Origin of the sequence: Pseudomonas sp. UBA5706, assembly GCF_002419965.1 — a bacterium.
Lineage (GTDB): Bacteria > Pseudomonadota > Gammaproteobacteria > Pseudomonadales > Pseudomonadaceae > Aquipseudomonas.
Genome location: NZ_DIHC01000045.1, coordinates 24,589 through 46,483, shown reverse-complemented (window position 1 = coordinate 46,483; position 21,895 = coordinate 24,589). Strand labels below are relative to the sequence as shown.

Below are 21,895 nucleotides of genomic sequence, written 5' to 3'. Positions count from 1 at the left end.
AACGGCGTAGACAGGATCGCCCCGGACCGCGCATGAGCGCCTTGGGCGAGTTCTGCAATCCATTAGAAGACGGAACCCTGGACCCTATGACCACACCGGACAAGCAGTACGTGGAATGGCTGGTTGAGCAATCGATGCTCCACGCCGCACAGCAACGCGCCAAACTTTATGGTGGCCAGGGCCGACTCTGGCAGCGCCCTTACGCTCAGGCCAGGCCAAGGGATGCGTCGGCGATCGCGTCCGTGTGGTTCACTGCTTACCCGGCTTCTATCATTACCCGCGAAGGCGGTTCGGTGCTCGAAGCGCTGGGCGATGAAAAGCTCTGGCAAGCCTTGTCCGAAATCGGCATTCAAGGCATTCACAACGGCCCGCTCAAGTCCTCTGGTGGCCTTAAGGGCAGGCAGAAGACCCCCAGCATCGACGGCAATTTCGATCGAATCAGCTTCGAAGTCGATGCCGAACTGGGCACCGACGCGCAATTTCTCAATCTCAGCCGCATCGCCGCCGCGCACAACGCGGTGATCGTCGATGACGTGATTCCCTCACACACCGGCAAAGGTGCTGACTTTCGTCTCGCCGAACTGGCCTACGAGGAATATCCGGGCCTGTATCACATGGTCGAGATCAAGGAGGAAGACTGGTCACTGTTGCCGGAAGTGCCTGTCGGGCGCGACGCGGTGAACCTGCCGCCCGCCATCGTCGATGCCCTGCGGGACAAGCATTACATCGTTGGCCAGTTGCAGCGGGTGATCTTCTTCGAGCCGGGTGTCAAGGAAACCGACTGGAGCGCTACCCCGGTCATCACCGGCGTCGACGGCAAAGCCCGACGCTGGGTGTACCTGCATTACTTCAAGGAAGGCCAGCCCTCCCTGAACTGGCTGGACCCCAGCTTTGCCGCGCAGCAGATGATCATTGGCGATGCGCTGCACGCCATCGACGTGATGGGCGCGCGGGTGCTGCGTCTGGACGCCAACGGTTTCCTCGGTGTCGAGCGCAAGGCCGAAGGTACCGCGTGGTCCGAGAGCCATCCATTGTCGATTACCGGCAACCAACTGCTGGCCGGTGCGATTCGCAAGGCCGGTGGTTTCAGTTTCCAGGAGCTGAACCTGACCATCGACGACATCGCGGCGATGTCCCACGGTGGCGCCGACCTGTCTTACGACTTCATTACCCGGCCTGCGTACCAACATGCACTGCTGACCGGCAGGACCGAGTTCCTGCGCCTGATGCTGCGTCAGGTGCACGAGTTCGGCATCGATCCTGCCTCGCTGATTCACGCGTTGCAGAACCATGATGAGCTGACACTGGAACTGGTGCACTTCTGGACGCTGCACGCCCACGATCAGTACCTGTATCAGGGCCAGACATTCCCCGGCAATATCCTGCGCGAACATATTCGCGAAGAGATGTACGAGCGCCTGGCCGGTGAGCATGCCCCGTACAACCTCAAGTTCGTCACCAATGGCGTTTCGTGCACCACAGCCAGCATCATCACTGCTGCGTTGGGTATTCGCGACCTGGACAGCATCACCGATGCCGATGTCGAGAAGATCAAGCACATCCACTTGCTATTGGTGATGTTTAACGCCATGCAACCGGGCGTGTTTGCGCTGTCGGGCTGGGATCTGGTCGGCGCCTTGCCGCTGCCGGCCGAGCAGGTCGCGCACCTGATGGGCGATGGCGATACGCGCTGGATTCATCGCGGCGCCTACGACCTGGTAGACCTGGACCCGGACGCGGAAATCTCCGCCGGTGGCATGCCTCGACCCAAATCGCTCTACGGTAGCCTGCCCGAGCAACTGCAACGGTCCGACTCCTTCGCCTCGCAGTTAAAGAAAATCCTCGCCGTGCGCCGTGCCTATGACATTGCTGCCAGTCGCCAGATACTGATCCCCGATGTTGAACATCCGGGGCTGTTGATCATGGTCCACGAGCTGCCTGCCGGGAAGGGCACCCAGATCACCGCGCTTAATTTCAGCGCCGACGCTATTGTTGAAACCCTGCACCTGCCAGGCATTGCACCGGGGCCGGTCGTGGACATCATCAACGAGCGGGTTGAGGGCGACCTGACCGAAGCAGGCGATTTCACCATTACCCTGGACGCCTATGAAGGACTGGCGCTACGCGTGGTGAGCATGGCCGCGCCGATGGTCTAATCCGCCCCACGACGCCTTAACGCCGCAGTACTTGTAGCAGGTGTGGCAATTTGTGGGGGACGCCGGAGGCTACGACAGCAGCGAATGCGATCTTTCAGCCAGCGCAACGTTGCCTGATACACCGCGTTCGCCACTGTCGTACAGCTCCAGCAGCTTGTGTCTTTAGCTGCTACAGGTTCAACGAGGTTGGCGTACCTGGGCTTGGCGCAGTCGCTTGAGGTTTAACCTGCGACTTCTTTCACAGGCTGTGCGTTGAACCGAAGCTGCACGGCGTAGCCATATCCTTATAAACCTCAGACGCCGGATTGATCCTTTGACCATCGCCGAACCTCTTAAAACCCCCACGCTTATCCACCTCCTGAGTTACCGTCTGACGTTCCTGCTCTCTGGCATGGCACTCGGCGCGTGGGCGCCATTGGTGCCGTTTGCCCGGCAGCGGGCGGGACTGGAGGAAGCGCAGTTGGGCCTGCTGCTGTTGTGCTTCGGGCTGGGTTCGATGCTGACCATGCCCCTGGCAGGCGCGATGACCACGCGCAAGGGCTGTCGTTTTGTCGCAGTGACCGGCGGGCTGCTGATCTGCTGCATGTTGCCGCTGCTGGCCACGCTTTCGTCCTTCGGCGCGTTGGCGATTGCCTTGGCGTTGTTCGGTGCAGGCCTGGGCAGCATTGACGTGGCGATGAACGTGCAGGGATTGATGGTCGAACGCGACCACGGCCGTCCGCTGATGTCGGGGTTTCACGGGTTGTTCAGCCTCGGTGGCATCACCAGTGCGCTGCTCATGAGCCTGTTGCTGTGGGCCGGTGCTGCGCCATTGCTGGCAGTCTCGCTGGTGGTGATGATCATTGCCACGATCCTGCTCTGGCACGCCCGGCGTCTGGTGCCCCACGGGGCTGATGACCCGGCAGCGCCATTCAGCCGGCCTTCGATCAAGGTGCTGATCATTGGCGTACTGTGTTTTATCGCGCTGCTGGTTGAAGGCGCGATTCTTGACTGGAGCGCCGTGTTTCTCAACCGCGCCCATCAAATCGACCTGTCTATTGCTGGTGGTGCGTACGCGGTGTTCTCCCTGGCGATGGCCGCTGGCCGATTTTCCGGTGACGCCCTGAGAAAGCGCTTCGGCTCCGTGAACCTGCTGATCGGCGGCGGCCTGTTGGTGATGCTAGGGTTCGCCATGGCGGTACTGCTGCAACCCTGGCCACTGTTCCTGCTTGGGTTTGCGTTGATCGGGCTTGGCCTGTCAAACACCTTTCCGGTCTATTGCTCCGTTGTCGGAATGCAGAAGGCAATGCCGGCGGGCTTGGCGATTGCGGTCATCACCGGCATTGGCTATTGCGGCATACTGCTTGGCCCTGCGCTGATCGGCTTCGCTGCCCATGCCATCGGCTTGCGCGACGCACTGCTGTGCGTCGGTGCATTGCTGCTGGCGCAGGTGTTGACTGCGCGAACCATGGCCAGAAACTAAACTGCCGCTTCTTGTTCCCGGATGCATGGGGGCGGCTGGAGGCTGCCCGAATGTCTGCCCGAACAGCCGACCGCCCCCGCCTCTGGTAGACTTCAGCGCCTTGAAACCAGGGGCTTCCCATGACCGACACAGTTCGCCTGACCCAGTACAGCCACGGTGCTGGCTGCGGCTGCAAAATATCGCCCAACGTCCTTGAAACCATCCTCGCCGGATCGGGCGCGCAAAACCTCGATCCGCGCTTATGGGTGGGCAATGCCTCCCGCGATGATGCGGCGGTCTACGCCATCGATGACGAGAAGGGCGTGGTATCGACCACCGATTTCTTCATGCCCATCGTCGACGATCCCTTTGATTTCGGACGGATCGCTGCCACCAATGCCATCAGCGACATCTACGCCATGGGCGGCGACCCCTTGATGGCCATCGCCATTCTCGGCTGGCCGGTCAATGTGTTGGCCCCGGAAATTGCCCGCGAAGTGATTCGTGGCGGCCGGGCGGTGTGTGATGCAGCCGGTATTCCCTTGGCGGGCGGTCACTCCATCGACGCGCCCGAGCCGATTTTCGGCCTGGCGGTCACCGGGCTGGTGGAAAAGCGCTTCATGAAGCGTAACGACACCGCAACCGCAGGCAGCAAGCTGTTTCTGACCAAACCCCTGGGCATCGGTATTCTGACCACCGCCGAAAAGAAGGGCTTGCTGCGCGATGAGGACGTGGGGCTGGCGCGTGACGTCATGTGCACGCTGAACACGCCAGGCAGCCGCTTTTCGAGACTGGCAGGCGTCAGCGCCATGACCGACGTCACCGGTTTCGGTCTGCTGGGACATCTGGTGGAGATGGCCGATGGCAGCAAGCTCAGCGCACGCTTGGATGCCGCCGCCGTGCCGCGTTTGGGCAGTGTCGATTTCTACATCGAACAGCAGTGCATCCCCGGCGGTACCCATCGCAATTTCGACAGCTACGGCGAGCGCATCGGCCCGTTGAGCGACGTGCAAAAGCTGCTGCTGTGCGACCCGCAAACCAGTGGCGGGCTGCTAATTGCCGTCGAGCCTGCCGAAGAAGCGGCGTTCCTGGCCCTGGCCACGGAACTTGGGCTGTCTCTGTCGCCGATCGGCGAGTGGGTGGAGCGACAGCGATTCGCCGTCGAGGTGTTTTGATGCGCGACAACAGCGCCGATTTTCGCGAGATATTTCTTCACGACCTGCCAATGATGGACGTACGCGCTCCGGTCGAGTTCGTCAAAGGCGCGTTCCCCGGCGTGATCAACCTGCCCCTGATGGACGACGTCGAGCGGCAGAAGGTCGGTACCCGCTATAAGCAGCAAGGCCAGCAGGCGGCCGTTGAACTGGGCCACAAGCTGGTTAGCGGTGATCTGAAACAGGCGCGCATCGAGGCATGGGCGGCATTCGCCAGGCAGCATCCAGAAGGTTATCTCTATTGCTTCCGGGGCGGGCTGCGCTCGCAGATCACCCAGCAGTGGCTCAAGGGCGAGGCGGGCATCCAATACCCGCGGATCATCGGCGGCTACAAGGCCATGCGCACCTACCTGCTCGGCATCATCGAGCAAGCCGTGGCCGAATGCGACTTCGTGCTGATCGGTGGCCTGACCGGCAGCGGCAAGACCGAGGTGTTGCAGCAACTGGACAATGCACTGGATCTGGAAGGCCACGCCAACCATCGCGGTTCGAGCTTCGGCAAACACGCCACGCCTCAACCGGGGCAGATCGATTTCGAGAATCGGCTGGCTGTCGACCTTCTCAAAAAACGCGCCCGCGATGTGCGTCAGTTCGTGGTCGAGGACGAAGGCCGCATCGTGGGCAGCCGAGCCGTGCCGCTGGAGCTGTTTCGAACCATGCAAGCCGCGCCACTGGTTTGGCTGGAGGACAGCTTCGAGGGCCGCGTTGAGCGGATCCTCAAGGATTACGTGATTGATTTGTGTGCCGAGTTCATCGCGGCGCAGGGCATAGAGGCAGGGTTCTTGGCCTATGCCGAGCGCTTGAGGCAAAGCCTGTCGAGCATCGTTCGGCGGCTGGGCGGCGAGCGCTATCAGCGTCTGGCGACGATCATGGACGGTGCTCTATTGGAGCAACAGCGCAGCGGCGATGTCGGCCAGCACCGGGCCTGGATCAGCGCCATGCTCGGCGAATATTACGACCCGATGTACGCCTATCAGCGTGACAGCAAGGACGCGCGGATCGAATTTTCCGGAGATCAGCAGGCAGTCGTCGAGTATCTGAAGCACAGAAGCGCCAAGTAAGTGCTTCGAATAGGTGGTAGATAGCGGCTACGGCTTGCCAACGGCGACGTCTTTGCCATCGTCACCACCGGCAAGCCGGACTGCGATCCGCACCTAAAGAATCGCAGCGCCCACCAGCCCGCTGACCACGCCCACCAGCATCGTCAGCACACCGACGGTCATCAGCACCCTGCGGTCGAAGGATTTACGCAGCATCAGCAGCGACGGCAGGCTCACGCTGGGCAGTGTCATCAGCAACGCCACGCTGGACGCGGTGCCGAGACCCAACGCCATCAACGTCTGCACGATAGGGATTTCAGCGGCGGTCGGGATGACGAACAGCGTGCCGACGATGGCCAGCGGCACCAGCCACAGCAGGTTGTTGCCCATGGCGCCGTCCACATGCGGGAACAACCAGACCCGGGCCGCCCCCAGCACCAGCACCGCAATCACATAGATCGGGATGGTGGTCCAGAACAGCTGCCAGATCGTCTTGCCCCAACGGGTTAGCAGGCTGCCTTGATCAGGGCGTTCGGCGTTGACTACCGCTTCGATCGCCTGTTCCGGCAGTGCCTCAGGTCGCGCGATACGTTGCGCCACCAACGATACGCCGATGACCAGCACGATACCGGCCACCAAACGCAGCGCGGTAAAGCCCCAACCCAGCACAAAGCCCATGAACACCAGTGTGGCCGGGTTGAGCACCGGATTGGCGATCCAGAATGCCAACGCTGCACCCACCGACACGTTCTGCTTGCGCAAGCCCGCCGTCACCGGCGCCGCACAGCAGCTGCACATCATGCCCGGCAGGGCGAACAGGCCGCCTCGCACGGTCGAGCCCAGACCTGCGCGGCCGAACAGGCGCAGCAGCCAGTCACGCGGAATCAGCACCTGCACCAACGAGCCGAGAATCACGGCCAGCACGGCGGCCTTCCAGATCGCCAGGAAGTAGACCTGAGCGTAAGCCAGTGCGGCGGCCCACGGGTTGGCCGGATTGTCGTTGATGATCGATCCGCCGATGGTGTGGGTGTCGGCAGCGACGAAGGATTTCAAGTAATACGGTGACCATTTGACGTAGTACAGACCAATGGCCGCCACGAGGAGAAACACCAGGGGTTTCCACCAGAATGACCAGCCACGGCGGTCAGAGGCGAGCGGAAGAGTGGACATGACAGGTACCGAATAAGGAAAACAGGGGCGCGATGATACGCTTTTCGACTCCGAGTGTAGTAGGTGAACCCAGACGAAAACGGGCCGCCAGCCGCACATGCCGACCTATGGCCCGAAACAATTAAGGTCGCGGCTGATACTCATTCGGTTCGCCACCTGCATCACCCCCGAACGCCAACCCCGACGCCTTCAACAGTTCCTGGGTATACGCCTGCTGAGGATCGGCAAAAATCTTGCGCGATTCACCTTGCTCGACCACCTTGCCATCCTTGATCACGATCAGGTCGTGGGCCAGGGCATGGACTACCGCCAGATCATGGCTGATGAACAGGTAGGTCAGGCCGTGGCGGACCTGCAGGTCACGCAGCAGGGCGACGATCTGTTTCTGCACCGTACGATCCAGTGCCGAGGTCGGCTCATCCAGCAGGATCAGCTCAGGTTCCAGCACCAGAGCGCGGGCAATCGAAATGCGTTGTCGCTGCCCGCCGGAAAACTCGTGGGGGTAGCGATGGCGGCTCTGCGGGTCCAGGCCGACTTCACGCAGTACCTGAATCACCGTCTGCTCGCGCTCCTGCGGGGTGCCGATACCGTGGGTCAGCAATCCCTCGCCGATAATCTGCTGCACGGTCATGCGCGGACTGAGGCTGCCGAACGGGTCCTGAAACACCACCTGCATGCGCTTGCGCAACGGGCGCATCAGCTGCTGGCTGCGCAGGCTCAGTTCCTTGTTACCAAAGCGGATGCTGCCCTCGGAATCGATCAGACGCAGGATCGCCTGGCCCAAGGTGGATTTACCTGACCCCGACTCGCCGACGATCCCCAGCGTCTTGCCCTTGAGCAACTCGAAGCTCACCCCGTCTACGGCTTTGATGTAATGCCGCTGACGACTGAACAGTGGCTTGGGCAAAGGGAACCAGACCTTCAATGCGTCCACCGAGAGCAAGGTCTGCGGGTGCACACTGGGCACCGGCTCACCGTCGGGTTCGGCATTGATCAGTAGGCGACTGTAAGCGTGCTGCGGGTTGGCGAACAGTGTCTGGCAGTCAGCCTGCTCGACGATCTCGCCGCCACGCATCACGCAGACCCGTTGTGCGATGCGCCGCACCAGGTTCAGGTCATGACTGATCAATAGCAACGACATGCCCAGGCGCGCCTGCAGGGATTTCAACAGTTCGAGGATCTTCACCTGCACCGTGACGTCCAGCGCCGTGGTCGGTTCGTCGGCGATCAGCAGGTCGGGCTCGTTGGCCAGGGCCATGGCAATCATCACCCGTTGCCGCTGGCCACCCGACAATTGATGGGGATAGGCCTTGAGCCGCTGCAGTGGCTGGTGGATGCCCACCAGCTCCAGCAATTCCAGCGTGCGTGCGCGAGCAGCCGTACCCTTGAGGCCCTTGTGCATCGCGAGGATTTCACCGATCTGCTTGTCCACGGTGTGCAGCGGATTGAGCGAGGTCATTGGCTCCTGAAAAATCATGGCAATGCGATTGCCGCGCAGCTCGCGCAATTGGGCATCGCTGGCTTGCAGCAGATCGACGCCGTTGTAATGGATCTGGCCCTGGGTGCTGACGCTCTTGGCGGGCAGCAGGCGCAGGATCGAATGCGCGGTGACCGATTTTCCGGAGCCGGATTCGCCCACCAGCGCCAGGCATTCGCCACGCCGGAGGGTCAGGTCGATGCCATGAACCACCTCGCTGCCGTTGAAGGCAACCCGCAACCCGCGGATGTCGATCAATGTTTCATTCATGTCGCGTCCTCAGGTTCGCGGATCGAAAGCGTCGCGGCAGGCTTCGCCGATGAACACCAGCAGGGAAAGAATCAGCGCCAGCGCGCAAAAGGCGGTCAGGCCCAGCCAGGGCGCTTGCAGGTTGCGCTTGGCCTCGCCGATGAGTTCGCCCAGCGATGCGCTGCCCGCCGGCATGCCGAAGCCAAGGAAATCCAGCGCGGTCAACGTGGCGATGGCGCCGGTCACGATAAAAGGCAGGTAGGTGAGGGTGCTGGTCATCGCGTTGGGCAGGATGTGGCGCCGCATCAGCGCGCTGTCGCTCAGGCCCAGGGCGCGGGCGGCCTTGACGTACTCCAGATTGCGCCCGCGCAAAAACTCGGCCCGCACCACGTCCACCAGCGCCAGCCACGAGAACAGCGCCATGATCCCCAGCAGCCACCAGAAGTTCGGCTCGACGAAGCCCGAAAGGATGATCAGCAGATACAACACCGGCAGCCCAGACCAGATCTCCTGCAGACGCTGACCGATAAGGTCGGCCAGGCCGCCGTAATAGCCCTGAATGGCTCCGGCGAATACACCGATCACAGTACTTATAGCGGTCAGCAGCAAGGCGAACAGGATCGACACCCGCGTGCCGAACAAGACTCGCGCCAGCACGTCCCGCGCCTGTTCGTCGGTCCCCAGCCAGTTACGTGTGCTGGGTGGGCTGGGCGACGGCGCTTTGAGGTCGTAATTGACGGTGTCGTAGCTGAAGGGGATCGGCGCGAACACCATCCAGCCGCCCTTGGACTCGATCAGCCGGTGCACGTAGTCGCTGGCGTAGTCCGGCTCGAACGGTAACTCGCCGCCAAAATCGGTTTCCAGGTACGGGTGCAGGGTCGGGTAATACAGCTGGCCCTGATAATTGACCAGCAGCGGCCGGTCGTTGGCAATCAGTTCGCCGCACAGGCAGATCAACAGCAGCGCGACAAAAATCCACAGTGACCACCAACCCCGTCGATTGGCTTTGAAATTGGCCATGCGCCGTTTGCTTTGTGGAGAAAACTCGAACATCAGGCGCTCCTCGCGGAAAAGTCGATGCGCGGATCGACCAGGGTGTAGCAGAGGTCGCCCATCAGTTTGATCAGCAGGCCGGACAGGGTGAACAAAAACAGCGTGCCGAACACCACCGGGTAGTCGCGAGACACCGCCGCCTCGTAGCTCATGCGGCCGATGCCATCCAGGCCAAAGATGGTTTCGATCAACAAGGAACCAGCGAAGAACACCTCGATCAGTGCGCCGGGAATCCCCGCGACCACCAGCAACATCGCATTGCGAAACACATGGCCATACAGCACGCGATGCTCGCTCAGGCCCTTGGCCCGCGCGGTGACCACGTATTGGCGGCTGATCTCATTGAGGAAGCTGTTCTTGGTGAGGATGGTCAGGGTGGCGAAGCCGCCGATCACCATCGCACTGACCGGCAGCACCAGGTGCCACAGGTAATCGCGCACTTTGCCCAGCGTCGAGAGGCTGTCGAAGTCATCGGAAAACAGCCCTTGCGCCGGAAACCAGCTCAGGTAGCTGCCGCCGGCGAAGACCACGATCAGCGCAACGGCGAAGAGAAACGCCGGCACTGCGTAGCCGACGATGATCAGCGTGCTGCTCCAGATATCGAAGCGGCTGCCGTGATGCACCGCTTTGCGAATGCCCAGCGGGATCGAGATCAGGTAGGTGATCAGCGTGGCCCAAAGCCCCAGCGAAAGGGTGACCGGCAGTTTCTGCGCGATCAGGCCGGTCACTGTCGCACCGCGAAAGAAGCTGCTACCAAAATCCAGTTGCGCGTAGTGGGTAAGCATCAGCCACAGACGTTCGTGCATCGGCTTGTCGAAACCGTACTGGTGCTTGATCGCTTCGACCAGTTCCGGGTCCAGCCCCTGTGAACTGCGGCTCACGGCCCCGGACGCCGCTACTTCTGCGCCACCGCCGCCGATGCCCGCTGCGGGACTCAGGCCCTGAACCCGGGCAATCGCCTGTTCGACCGGGCCGCCTGGCGCGGCCTGCACGATGAGAAAGTTGACCACCAGAATGCACAGCAGGGTGGGAATGATCAGCAGCAGACGCCGCATTGCATAAGCCAGCATGTCAACGTTCCTCCCCGGTCGCAGGTGGTGGCACATTCGGCTGCGCGCTGTTCTGTGGCGCCAGGCGCGCAACCATTTGTTCATTGGTCAAAGGCGTGGCGCTGATCTGCCACCAGCTTTCCAGCCCCACGTCGTAAATCGGCTCGACCTTAGGTTTGCCAAAACGGTTGGCGTATACCACCGGAGTGCCTTGCGAGTAGTAATTGGGAATCATGTAGAAGCCCCACAACAACACCCGGTCCAGCGCCCGGGCGTAATGCAGCATGTCATTGCGACTGTTGGCCGCGACCAGCCCGTCGATGAGCGAATCCACGGCCGGATCGCGCAGTACCATCGCGTTGGAGCTGCCAACCTGGCGGGCGCTCTGGGAGCCGAACAGGTTGTACAGCTCCCGACCCGGCGACAGGATCGGGTTGCCGTTGTTGGGCAGGGTGACCACGATCATGTCGTAGTCACGATTGTTGAGCCGGTTGATGTACTGCGCCGAATCGACCCGACGGAAATTCAATGTGATGCCGATCTGCGCCAGCACCCTTTTATAGGGCAGCACCAGGCGCTCGAAACCGCCCTGACCGTCGAGAAAAGAGAATTCAAGAGGTTGCCCGGCGGCGTTGACCAGCCGATTGTTTTTCGCGTGCCACCCGGCGTCGGCCAGCAGCTTCAAGGCCTTGAGCTGTTTATCGCGTATATAACCGCTGCCATCGGTTTTCGGCGCATGCCAGACCTGGGTAAACGCTTCATCGGGGATCTTGCCTCGCAAGGGCGCGAGGATCTGCATTTCCTGGGCATCCGGCAGTTCGCTGGCGGCCATTTCGCTTTTGGGGAAGTAGCTCTCTTCGCGCACATAGAAGTTGCGCATGATCTGGCCGTTGACCCATTCGAAATCCCAGAGCATGGCCAGCGCTTCGCGCACGCGACGGTCCTGAAACATCGGCCTGTCGAGGTTGAACACGAAACCCTGTCCGGCCACCGGGCGTTTTTTGGCCAGGATGGTCTTTTGCAAGCGACCGTCCTGCACGCTCGGCGCGGTATAGCCGACTACGTAGCCGGCGGAAGAAAACTCGCGGTTGTAATCGAAGCTGCCGGCTTGCACCAGTTGTCGGGCGACGTCGACATCGCCATAGAAATTCACCGTCAGCGTGTCGAAGTTGTACAGCCCGCGACTGACCGGCAGGTCCTTGGCCCACCAGTCTTTCACCCGTTCGAAGCTCACGCTGCGCCCGGCATCCACCCGCGACACGCGGTAGGGCCCGCTGCCCAGCGGTGGTTCGAAACCGCCGCCCTTGGTGAAGTCACGGGTCTTCCACCAATGTTCCGGTAGCACACGCATGCTCGCCAGATCCAGCGCCAGCGTGCGATTGAGGTTGCTCTTGAAGTCGAAGCGAATCTGCCCCGGCGCTTCGATGACCACATCCTTGACGTCCGCATACAGCGGCCGGTAGCTGAAGCTGCCCTGGGTAATCAGGGTCTGGTAGGTGTACTTCACATCTTCGGCAGTGATCGGGCTACCGTCGTCGAACCGCGCTTTGGGATTAAGGTAAAAGCGCACCCAGAGGTTGTCCGGGTCACGCTCCAGCCTTTGCGCCACCAGGCCATACACCGTGTAGGGTTCATCCAGCGAGCGATAGGCCAGTGGCGAATAGACCCAGGTATCGATCTGGCTCACGGAAATGCCCTGATCGACATAGGGCGTGAGGTAGTTGTACTGGCCGATTTCTTCGGACGCACGGCTCAGCGAGCCGCCTTTGGGCGCGTTTGGATCGACGTAATCAAAATGTTTGAAATCAGCCGGGTATTTGGGCGGTTCGCCGTACACGGTCAGAGCGTGCAGGGGCGCGGCGATGGCCAGCGGCACGCCGGACAGAAACGAGATAAAGAACGCCACGGCGTACAGCAGCGCAATGCCGGGAAGCAGCCTTCGCAACGAAAGAGGGGAGGTGCACATGTTCGGGCAATCCTTGGTTTGCAGGGTGACGCATGCAAAGCGCTGGGAAAAATCCCCCGGCCGGGGAAGGTGGACGCGACCTGGCCGGGAGCGCGATTTCGCAGAGAGACCCCCGACGCGCCGGAGCGAAGCGCGTCAGGGGTCGAGGCTCAGAAGTGGTAGGTCGCCCGGGCAAACAACGTGCGGCCCAGCGGGTCGGCATAACGCGGGTCATAGCCGGACTGGAAGTTGTAGGCCTGGTTGGTGAACGGTGGATCGCGGTCGAACAGGTTTCTAACCCCTGCGTCAACGTCCAGCACCTTTTCGAATGTATGTCCGACCGACAGGTCCCACAGCGAGTACGAGGGCACCGTGCTGTTGGCGGTGCGGTCGTAGTCGTTGTAGCCACTGGTGAAGCGGTTGGTCAACGATGCACGGCTATCGCCCAGGGTCCAGCTGCCGATCAGCACGTGTTTCCAGCGCGCGATCACGCCGTCGCCCTGGAAGTCGCCGACCTTGTCGGTGTACGGACCGTTGATGGTGTTCTGGAAGTCATAGCGGTCGACATAGGTGCCGGTCAGGCCGACACCAAATTGGCCGTACGGAGTATTCGGGAAGCGGTAATCCAGCGTCACGTCAACGCCGCTGGTCTTGACGATGCCCAGGTTGGAGTTGCCGGTCACGATGTTGGCGATGGAGCCATCGGCGTTGCGGATGATGCGATCACCGTAGATGTCCGCTTCGTTAAATACCGTGGATTCCGGGAAGGACTGGATTTGGTTGGAGATGTGAATCCACCAGAAATCCAGACCCATCGACAGGTTGTTGATCGGCTGATAGACGAAGCCCAGGGTCACGTTGCGGGCTTTTTCCGGTGACAGGTTAGCGTTGCCGCCGCTGCGGTTAAGGAACTGTTGGTTACAGTCGCGTCCGGCCTGGCCGCCGGGCTGTACCGTGCCGCCGGCGCAGAGGGTCGGGTCATCGTAGTAGCCCTGGCTGTAGCTCAGGCTTTGCGGTGCGTACAGCTCGTACAGCGACGGTGCGCGGAACCCTTCACTGTAGGCACCGCGCATAACCAGTTCCTTGAATGGCTGGAAGCGGAACGAGTATTTGGGGTTGGTGGTGCTGCCGAAGTCGCTGTATTTGTCGTGACGCACGGCGGCAGTCAGCTCCAGGCTATCGAGTACCGGTACGTTCAGTTCGGCAAACTCGGCCTTGACGCTGCGGTCCCCGGAGACGCTGCCGGCCGAATCCAGCCCCAGGCTGCTGATGTCGTCGACGAAGGTTTCGTAGTTCTGGTGCAGTTTTTCCTTGCGGTACTCACCACCCAGTGCCAGGCCCGATTCACCGGCGCCGAACCAGTCGCCTATCTCGCGGCTGATCTTGCCATCAAATCCATACACACGGCCGACAGCGGTGGAATATTCACCGTGGTAGGCCGCGCTGTCGATGTATTGCTGACCGGCTGCCGACTGGGGTCCGAACGGATTGAGCAGGCCGCTGGCCAGGCCGGCCCTGAGCGCCGCGTCGCTGACATAGCCCGAGCTGACGGACGAAATCACCTTGTTCTGGTTGTAGGAAGCACCCACGTTGTAGTCCCAGCCGCCGACCGTGCCATCGAAGGTCAGCAACAGCCTCTGGCTAGTGTTCTCGTCCTTGTTTCCACGGGCACCGGCTGCGGTTTCACGCCAGGCGGTGTCCACCGGCTGGGTCGGGTCCAGCGCAAAGCTGGTCGGACCGGGCGTGATGCCATTGCCCGGGTAGTAGGGGGAGGAGGGGTCGATGCTCAGCCCGGTGAGCGGCGCGGGCCCGATGCTGGTGGCGTTATTATTGCGAGCCCAGAAGTATTCGAGGCTGACGTTGTGGTCCTCGGCCAGCTTGCCGGTGGCTCGGCCAAAGAACGAGGTCTTCTCGGTTTGCGGCACCAGATCAATGTATTCGCGGGTGCTGAACCGACAGACCCCATTGACCCCGACCAGGCTTGGACCTGCGCAGTTAGGGCCTAGAGGATTGGCACTGTTGTTGCCTTGATAGTAGTTGCCCGGGTAAGCGGTCCCGGAGGTCTGGTTGAGGCCGCGGCCCGGTACGTAATCCTTGGCGAACGACCGGTCATTGGCGTCCAGGTTTTGCTGTTTGTTGTAGTTGAACACGCCCATCACGTTGAAGCGGTCTTCGTTCAGGTCACCGAAACCCCAACTGGCGCTCATGTCCTTGGTCGCGCCGCCACCGCTGGAGGTTGGCGTGTCGCCGCCCAGGCTCAAGGTGCCATCGGTCAATGATTTTTTGGTAATGAAGTTGATGACGCCGCCAATGGCGTCAGTGCCGTACAGCGCCGAGGCACCATCGCGCAATACTTCGATGCGATCGATGGCGGCGAACGGGATCATGTTTAAGTCGATAGCGCTGCCGTTGGGCGTGCCCACGCCGGACAAGGCGTTGTTGGACAGACGCCGACCATTGAGCAGGACCAGGGTCTTGTTGGCGCCAATGCCCCGCATGTCGGCGTAGGACGCGCCGCCTGTGGAGGCGCCCACAGAGCCTGCGCTGTTGTACATCGCCTGGCTGCCCGTGATGCGCTGCACCATTTGTTCGGTGGTGGTCACGCCCTGCTTTTTCAACTCGTCGGCGCGCAGGATCGTCACCGGCACTGCGGTTTCGGCGTCGGCCCGACGCACCGCCGAGCCGGTCACTTCAACTCGCTGCAACTGCGTGGTGGCCGGCACTGCCGCAGCGGCAGCCGGAACCGCGGCTTCGCTGGCCGGTGCGGCCTCGGCGGTGTTATCGCTGTTTTCTGCCGCATAGGCCGGGCTCATGCCCACGGCCAGGGCGCAGAACAGTGCGCGGGGATGCCGTCCTACGGCAAGAACAAGAGGCTTGAGGGTAGAACCAGGAAAACTCATCAGCATGGTAATTTCCGACTTATTCCAGACGTTAATGAAATGGCCTTGTGAGCCCTCGTTGCTCCGACGCGGTTGTGGCGGTCGGAAAATCCTTTTTTCAAGCAAGCCGCTCCCCTCCATGGCAAATCCACGGACGGCTGTTACATCGGGAGTTAGGTATGCAGGGCCACGCCGGACGCAGCCCTCAGTTCACGGGCGCGTCATTTGGACGTCATCACCGATATCTTGGTGATCCCGGCGCGCTCGATGGACGCCATCGCCTTGGCCACCTGGCCGTAGTTGACGCTGGTGTCGGCCTGTAACTGGACGCGCACTTCGGGGTCTTTGCTCTTGACGTCCTTGAGGCTGACTTCCAGCGACTCGGGGGCGATCTCGGATTTGGCCAGGTAGAACTTGCCGTCCTGATCGACGCTGACCACCACCGGGTCTTTTTTCTCGGCGGGGGCGACGGCATCGGTTTTCGGCAGGTTGACCTTGATCGCGTTGGTCATCAGCGGTGCGGTGACGATGAACACCACCAGCAGCACGAGCATCACGTCCACCAGCGGCGTGACGTTCATTTCGCTGAGCACTTCATCGCTGTCTTGAGTAGAAAACGACATCAGCTCGCCTCCCGAACGGCATGGCCGTTCTTGTGTGCGATAGGCTGGCGATCGACTGCAAAGGCACTGCGCTGCGCGAGCGCGTCGAAGTCATGGGCAAAATCGTCCATGTCGGCCACGGCCAGTTTCAGACGGCGCAGAAAGAAGTTGTAAATCAGCACCGCCGGTACCGCGACCGCGATCCCGACGCCGGTGGCGATCAGCGCATGGCCGATGGGACCGGCGACGGTTTCCAGACTGGCCGAGCCGCTGGCGCCGATGCTCTGCAGCGCTTCCATGATCCCCCAGACGGTGCCGAACAGGCCGATGAAAGGCGCGGTGCTGCCGATACTGGCGAGGATCGCTTGCCCGGCTTCCAGCGAGCGGCGTTCTTTCTGGATCTGCTGGCGCAGGTTGCGTTCCAGGCGGTCCGAGCGGTTGATGGTGTGGGCCAGTTGCTGGGTGGTGCGTGGTGTTTCTTCGACCGACATGGCTTCGAAACCGCTGTTGGCGATGCGCGCCAGCGAACCGGGGTACTGGGTGGCGTGTTCGGCGGCGGTGAGCAGATCAGGTGCGGTCCAGAAAGCCTTGGTGAACTGCCTGTTCTGGGTCTTGAGCTTCAGGTATTGCGCGGATTTGATCAGCAGCAGACCCCAGCTCAACACCGAGAAAAACACCAATGCCCACAGCACCCCGGGGACAATCATGGAAGAGAGCGATTCGTTCATGGTTACACCTCACCAGCTATATAAGAGTTGTCTGTGGTTTGCCTGCCGTCATTCCGGCAATTTGAAATCAATGGTCTGGGTGGCGAAGCCTTCGATCGGCGTGTCGCCACGCTTGGCCGGAATGAACTTCCAGTTGCGTACCGTTGCCACCGCCGCATCGTCCAGTACCTGTTTGCCGCTGGATTTGGTCACCTCGACCGTGCCTGCACGGCCATTGGGCAAGACCTTGATGCGCAGAATCACCCGACCTTCCATGCCTTTGCGCAGCGCCGCGCCCGGGTATTCCGGCGGCGGATTGCCAAGGCTCGCCAGCCCGGAAATAGCCGCCGACTCCTTGACCGTCGCCGGGGCTGCCGGAGCACTGGGCGCGGGCGTCGGTGTTGCCGGCGCCGGCATACTCGGTGCGGCGGCTACAGGCGGCGCAGGGGGCATCGGTTTTTTCACCGGCTCGGGTTTCTTGACCGGCTTGGGTTTCTCGACCTTCGGTTTTTCCATTGGCTTGGGCGGCGGTTTGGCAGCGTCAGGGTCCTCCACCGGTTGTTCGGGTTCGGGGGGCGGAGGAGGAGGTGGTGGGGGTGGTGGCGGTTCGGGAGGAGGAGGCTCTGGCGACGGCGGCGTCGGGCTGGTCAGTTCGACGGTCATTTCGGGTACTTGCGGGGCAACTTCCGGCACGTCGGATTTTGCTGTTTGCATGTACCACCAAATGACACCATGAATAAGGACCGACGCGGCAATCAATAGCAACACCTGCGGCCTGTTCAACCCGCCAGGACGTGAAGTATTTTCCTTGAAAGGAATACTCGGCCAGACCACGGAAAGTTTATCCGGTGACGGGTCGGGTAATGCGTTCATCTTTACCGCATCGTTCATTAAAGCTCCCTCGGAGAGTTGAAGGGCAATAAGCGTCCGTTCAAACATTGGCTGAATGTTCGAATGAGTGATGCTTGCACTTTTGCGCGGCGCAAAACACCTGTAAGCGGACAGGAAAGTGTCAGCTTGTTATCAGAAAAATGTCGCTATGAAAGGCTATGGAGACGACATCGCTAATCCTTGAGTTCTTGTTATGTACATTCATGTACAGCTGTGTAGTTTTGCGGCTACATGATCATTCTTAGCAACCGCTATGCCAGCTGGACCCTCTGGTTCGAGGTTTTGCGCTGTATGACCCTTCATGTCGCATTCCTGTAACTTTTTATCGAATTCGCTCTAAAACGCTCTTTGAACATAGTGAAACCATTGAAACCAATGACGATTACTGTGGCGAGCGAGGTCGTGGCCATCAGCGCATTTAATTAGCGAAGGCCCGAATAGTTGTCGCTTATTAGCATTGCACCAAAGGTGTTAACAGAGCTTCGAATTGGTGCGTTAGAGGTTTAGCTTTGCATGATCTCTTCCTGTGCAAGTTATGACTGGTTAGTCATAACGTTTCGGTTGGTTTATTAAGGGCGAATAAGCCTGCCCAACTATGCATGGCTGCGATTCATCAGGCGTGCGCGTTCCCATACGGGGGTGGCCCGTCTGTAGAAGTTGCCTGTCTTACGCGGGATGTCTCCCGTTAACATCAGAAATAAAGGAAAGTGATAACGTGCCGGGCATAAAAAAATGGGCGACGACGCCGGTCAACCGAATCAGTGTCTGCGATACCCGCAAAAATGCATCGCAGCCGGGCGTCAGATGTGGGCGCTTTGCCGATCAGTAGTCTGACGAAGGGGACACGCAGGGGGGCGCCAGGTGGACGAGGCATGGATGTTGACAGGTGAGCGGTGCGGGAGGTGATGCAGGCGTGGAGTGGGCAAGCGGGGCACGCGATTCACGTATCGAATTCCTTATCGACGGACGCCAGACTTTTGGTTTGCGTCCTGCACTGTTGTTGGACGGGGTATTGTCCGTTTCCTGCACCTTGGTGCGTGTGACGCACCGGTGGGCAGCGTCGAATCACAATCTTCAGCCTGAATAGGGCGTGGTTTTGTGGTACGCCCGTTCTACTTGAAAGAAATGTGCCAAAAGCTTCCGGTTTGTAGCTTTTTTGATGCGCGGCGGTTTTGGCCGCGCCTGGACGCCTTGATGAGCCCGTTTTTGTCCGGCAAGCCCAGTGTGAGCGCGCCAGGCTGCACGAGGGGGCTGTGCTCGTTGGTGCTCTTTGATGCCTACGAGATGACCCATCGCTGCGCCAATTCCGGTAGCAACGTCTCGCACGGCGCCGCGATCTTCAGATTCAGCATGTCGTCAGCCCGGGTTTTGCCCAGATTAATGGCGATCAGCGGTTTGTCCTGCTCGACGACCCTGCGACACAGGCGAAACGCTGAAAAGGCCATCAACGACGACCCCACCACCAGCAACCCGTCAGCCCCTTCTACCCGCGCCATGGCCTTGGCGGCAGTCGGTGGCGCGACGTTTTCGCCAAAGAACACCACGTCCGGCTTCATGCGTTCACGGCCGCAATAGGGGCAGTGGGGCACCTGGAAGCGCTCCTCGAAAGCAGGGTCGAGCAAGGTGTCACCATCGGGGGCCTGTACGGCATCGACTCCGGTCAGGTAAGGGTTTTGCTCAATGAGCGTGAGTTGGATCGCATCGCGTTCGGTACGTCGATGGCAGTCCAGGCACAGCACCCAATGCAGGCTGCCATGCAATTCGATCACATCGGGGCTACCGGCCTGATCGTGCAGGGTGTTGACGTTTTGCGTGATCACCCCGCCGATGACCCCATGCCGTTGCAGCGTGGCCAACGCTTGGTGGGCAGCGTTCGGTTGCGCCGCGCGCACCCTCGGCCAGCCCAGCATCGCCCGCGCCCAATAGCGGCGCCTTGCCTGCGGGTCACTGAGGAACTCCTGAAACATCATCGGCTGCCTTCCTCGGCGCACACCCTCGCTGTCGCGGTAATCGGGAATGCCCGAAGACGTGCTGATGCCAGCGCCCGTCAGCGCCACGAAGGAACGCCCGCTCATCCAGTGCAACAGGGCTTCAATAGGGGAAGGGGCAGTCGTTTCGAACATCCACAGGTACTCGTAATAGGAGCGGGTGAACTGAGACTCAATGAGTGCAGGCATCGCGGGGCGCAGTTGCGGGCACGGAAGTCAGGGATTGGGGCATGGTCTCAGGCCCGCCCCGGATTCGGTGGAAGTGAGCACGCTCACTCCCCCAGAGGGTGTGCGGGACGCACTATCGCGGAGTCGGTTAACTCAACAACTCCGCGAACGCCTTGTCGTCTTCAAGCACTTTCGTCAACGAGGCAAACAGGACGCTCAGATCGATCCCCTCGAACAATGGCCCCTCGACCGCCTGCTGCGCCTGCGCAGTCGCGCCGCCGTGGCTGTCCAGGGCATCGGACACGGTCAGCGCCTGAGCCACGATCCGTGCCTGGGTGGCGTCGCCGGGAGCGTTCATGGGCCTCGCCTGATAGGCAATAGCCTGCACGATCACCGGCGGCAGGTGCCAACGCCGCGCCAGTTCGGCCCCCACTTCGGGATAACCAAAGCCCAGCTGCAAGGTTTCGGTGGCCGCGCGGCCAGTGGTGCCGGTTTTGGTTGCGTTGTTAATGCGCTCGGCCACTTCCGGTGCGCCGGTCTGGATCAACAGCTCGCCGATGTCATGCATCACCCCGCAGGTAAAGGCAATCTCAGGGTCGGCCCCTGTTTGCTTGGCCAGCAGACGACAGATGCCGGCCACCTGAAAGCTTTTCAGCCAGAAGCCCTTGAGGTCGAAACTGGGCCCGGCTTTGAACGCTCCGGTCACCGCCGACGCCAACACGAGGGTACGCAAGGTGTTGAAGCCCAGGCGCATGGCTGCATCCTCGATACTCGACGACTCCCGCGAGCCGCGGAAACGCGCGGAGTTGGCCAGGCGCAGGATCTTTGCCGAGATCACCGGATCCTTCTGGATGTTGGCTGCGATGCTTTCCAGGTTCGACGACGGGTTGTCGAACTGTTGAATCAGGTCCTGAGCCACTTTGGGAATGCTCGGAAGACTGCCTAAATCCGCGAAGAGTTGCTCGATACCCATGGGCTTGCTCCTGTCTCGTGTGAATAACCAACGATAGGCAAGATTGGCGAATCTGCACGCAGAGTGGTCAGTATTTGATACGAGCGGCACAAACCGGGGCGACCGGTGGTTGCAATGCAGGCCATGGCGACACGGCGTGCCGCGGTGCTACACAGTTGACGCCGTCGGTGAGCCGAAACGATGGCTGCTCGATCAGCGCGCCGCTTCACGAAACTGCACCACGTTGCCTTCCGGATCGTAGCCATCGCACGCGGTAAATCCCCGGGAGGTGAATTGCGCCGATGCGGCATCGACCTGACCTCCCAGCGCCACTGCCCTGGCGCGGGCATCGGCAAGGCTCTGCACAGGGAATACCAGCTTGATCGACTGGTCTACCCTACGCTCGGGCGGGACGGTGATGTTCACTCGATTGGCTACCTGCGTCGGGATGCCATGGATCACCAGTTGATAAGTGTCGGACTCCAATACGATCAGCCGCTTTTCGGTGACGGTCTGGGTCATCCCCAGCAATTGCCCATAAAAGGCGGCGATCCCGGGCAGGTCCTTGGCAAACAGCACGGCACCGTGCTTGGGCAGATGGGCGCTGGCGGTCATGGCTCTTCCTTGAAGTTGATTGAGTCGAATGTATTGCGCTTCGCCTGCGGTCGTTCACCGAGCGGTAGCGGTCGTGGAATATAGGAAGGCCGCTGTGCATTACGCAAGGGCAAACGGCTGCCGAAATCGCAGATCGACGTCGTTTTTGGAACGCATGTGAGGGCCTCGTCAGATACGCCAGGAGTTCTTTTTCGAGTCGTGAACGTCGGGGGCGGTTTGTCCGGCAAAAAATCAGTAATATGGCGCAACATCGGTGCAGGCCCGTTCCTGCGCCGAGCCTTCACGACCATATCGATGAA

The 21,895-nt window shown here is 60.9% G+C and carries 16 protein-coding genes; 4 read left to right on the top strand and 12 right to left on the bottom strand.

The genetic code is table 11. From position 1 onward, the window contains the following. The first annotated feature begins 86 nt into the window (after positions 1-86). From treS to mnmH, 4 genes are all read left to right on the top strand, one after another. Positions 87-2,156 (top strand): maltose alpha-D-glucosyltransferase, encoded by a 2,070-nt coding sequence (gene treS / locus B3I26_RS23030; protein ID WP_296261141.1) that lies wholly within the window; start codon positions 87-89, stop codon positions 2,154-2,156. Positions 2,157-2,469: 313 nt separating this feature from the next. Further along, positions 2,470-3,618 (top strand): MFS transporter, encoded by a 1,149-nt coding sequence (locus B3I26_RS23025; protein WP_296261097.1) that lies wholly within the window; start codon positions 2,470-2,472, stop codon positions 3,616-3,618. 119 nt (positions 3,619-3,737) lie between these two features. After that, positions 3,738-4,772 carry a selenide, water dikinase SelD gene (gene selD, locus B3I26_RS23020; protein WP_296261096.1) on the top strand — a complete coding sequence of 345 codons (1,035 nt, stop codon included), beginning with the start codon at positions 3,738-3,740 and terminating at the stop codon, positions 4,770-4,772. Further along, entirely contained in the window at positions 4,772-5,872 is a 1,101-nt protein-coding gene (gene mnmH / locus B3I26_RS23015) for a tRNA 2-selenouridine(34) synthase MnmH (RefSeq protein WP_296261094.1), read from the top strand. The genes selD and mnmH overlap by 1 nt, the downstream gene beginning before the upstream one ends. A gap of 93 nt (positions 5,873-5,965) precedes the next feature. Here mnmH and B3I26_RS23010 read toward each other — a convergent pair whose 3' ends face one another. The 12 genes from B3I26_RS23010 to B3I26_RS22955 all read right to left on the bottom strand — a co-directional run bounded on the left by B3I26_RS23010 (position 5,966) and on the right by B3I26_RS22955 (position 21,596). Then, positions 5,966-7,021 (bottom strand): permease, encoded by a 1,056-nt coding sequence (locus B3I26_RS23010; protein WP_296261093.1) that lies wholly within the window; start codon positions 7,019-7,021, stop codon positions 5,966-5,968. Between the two features lie 121 nt (positions 7,022-7,142). Next, positions 7,143-8,768: an ABC transporter ATP-binding protein gene (locus tag B3I26_RS23005; protein WP_296261092.1), complete on the bottom strand. Its 1,626-nt coding sequence runs from the start codon at positions 8,766-8,768 to the stop codon at positions 7,143-7,145. A 9-nt stretch (positions 8,769-8,777) separates the two neighbouring features. After that, positions 8,778-9,800, bottom strand: a complete 1,023-nt coding sequence (locus tag B3I26_RS23000; RefSeq protein ID WP_296261091.1) for an ABC transporter permease — start codon at positions 9,798-9,800, stop codon at positions 8,778-8,780. Then, positions 9,800-10,870: a microcin C ABC transporter permease YejB gene (locus tag B3I26_RS22995; RefSeq protein WP_296261089.1), complete on the bottom strand. Its 1,071-nt coding sequence runs from the start codon at positions 10,868-10,870 to the stop codon at positions 9,800-9,802. The genes B3I26_RS23000 and B3I26_RS22995 overlap by 1 nt, the downstream gene beginning before the upstream one ends. Before the next feature lies 1 nt (position 10,871). After that, on the bottom strand, positions 10,872-12,815 hold the full coding sequence (locus tag B3I26_RS22990) for an extracellular solute-binding protein (protein WP_296261088.1): 1,944 nt from the start codon (positions 12,813-12,815) through the stop codon (positions 10,872-10,874). A gap of 149 nt (positions 12,816-12,964) precedes the next feature. Further along, the gene (locus B3I26_RS22985; RefSeq protein WP_296261086.1) at positions 12,965-15,700 is read right to left on the bottom strand and encodes a TonB-dependent receptor; all 2,736 of its coding nucleotides are present in this window, start codon (positions 15,698-15,700) and stop codon (positions 12,965-12,967) included. Positions 15,701-15,894: 194 nt separating this feature from the next. Then, on the bottom strand, positions 15,895-16,296 hold the full coding sequence (locus tag B3I26_RS22980) for an ExbD/TolR family protein (RefSeq protein WP_296261084.1): 402 nt from the start codon (positions 16,294-16,296) through the stop codon (positions 15,895-15,897). Further along, the gene (locus tag B3I26_RS22975) at positions 16,296-17,003 is read right to left on the bottom strand and encodes a MotA/TolQ/ExbB proton channel family protein (RefSeq protein WP_296261082.1); all 708 of its coding nucleotides are present in this window, start codon (positions 17,001-17,003) and stop codon (positions 16,296-16,298) included. Before B3I26_RS22975 ends, B3I26_RS22980 begins: the two co-directional genes overlap by 1 nt. 48 nt (positions 17,004-17,051) lie before the next feature. Continuing rightward, positions 17,052-17,873, bottom strand: coding sequence for an energy transducer TonB (locus tag B3I26_RS22970; RefSeq protein WP_296261081.1), 822 nt, complete (start codon positions 17,871-17,873; stop codon positions 17,052-17,054). Between the two features lie 1,277 nt (positions 17,874-19,150). Then, positions 19,151-19,996, bottom strand: a complete 846-nt coding sequence (locus B3I26_RS22965) for an NAD-dependent protein deacetylase (protein ID WP_296261140.1) — start codon at positions 19,994-19,996, stop codon at positions 19,151-19,153. A 181-nt stretch (positions 19,997-20,177) separates the two neighbouring features. Next, positions 20,178-21,002 (bottom strand): HDOD domain-containing protein, encoded by an 825-nt coding sequence (locus B3I26_RS22960; RefSeq protein ID WP_296261080.1) that lies wholly within the window; start codon positions 21,000-21,002, stop codon positions 20,178-20,180. Positions 21,003-21,194: 192 nt separating this feature from the next. Beyond that, positions 21,195-21,596 (bottom strand): VOC family protein, encoded by a 402-nt coding sequence (locus tag B3I26_RS22955; RefSeq protein ID WP_296261079.1) that lies wholly within the window; start codon positions 21,594-21,596, stop codon positions 21,195-21,197. Positions 21,597-21,895 lie beyond the last annotated feature (299 nt).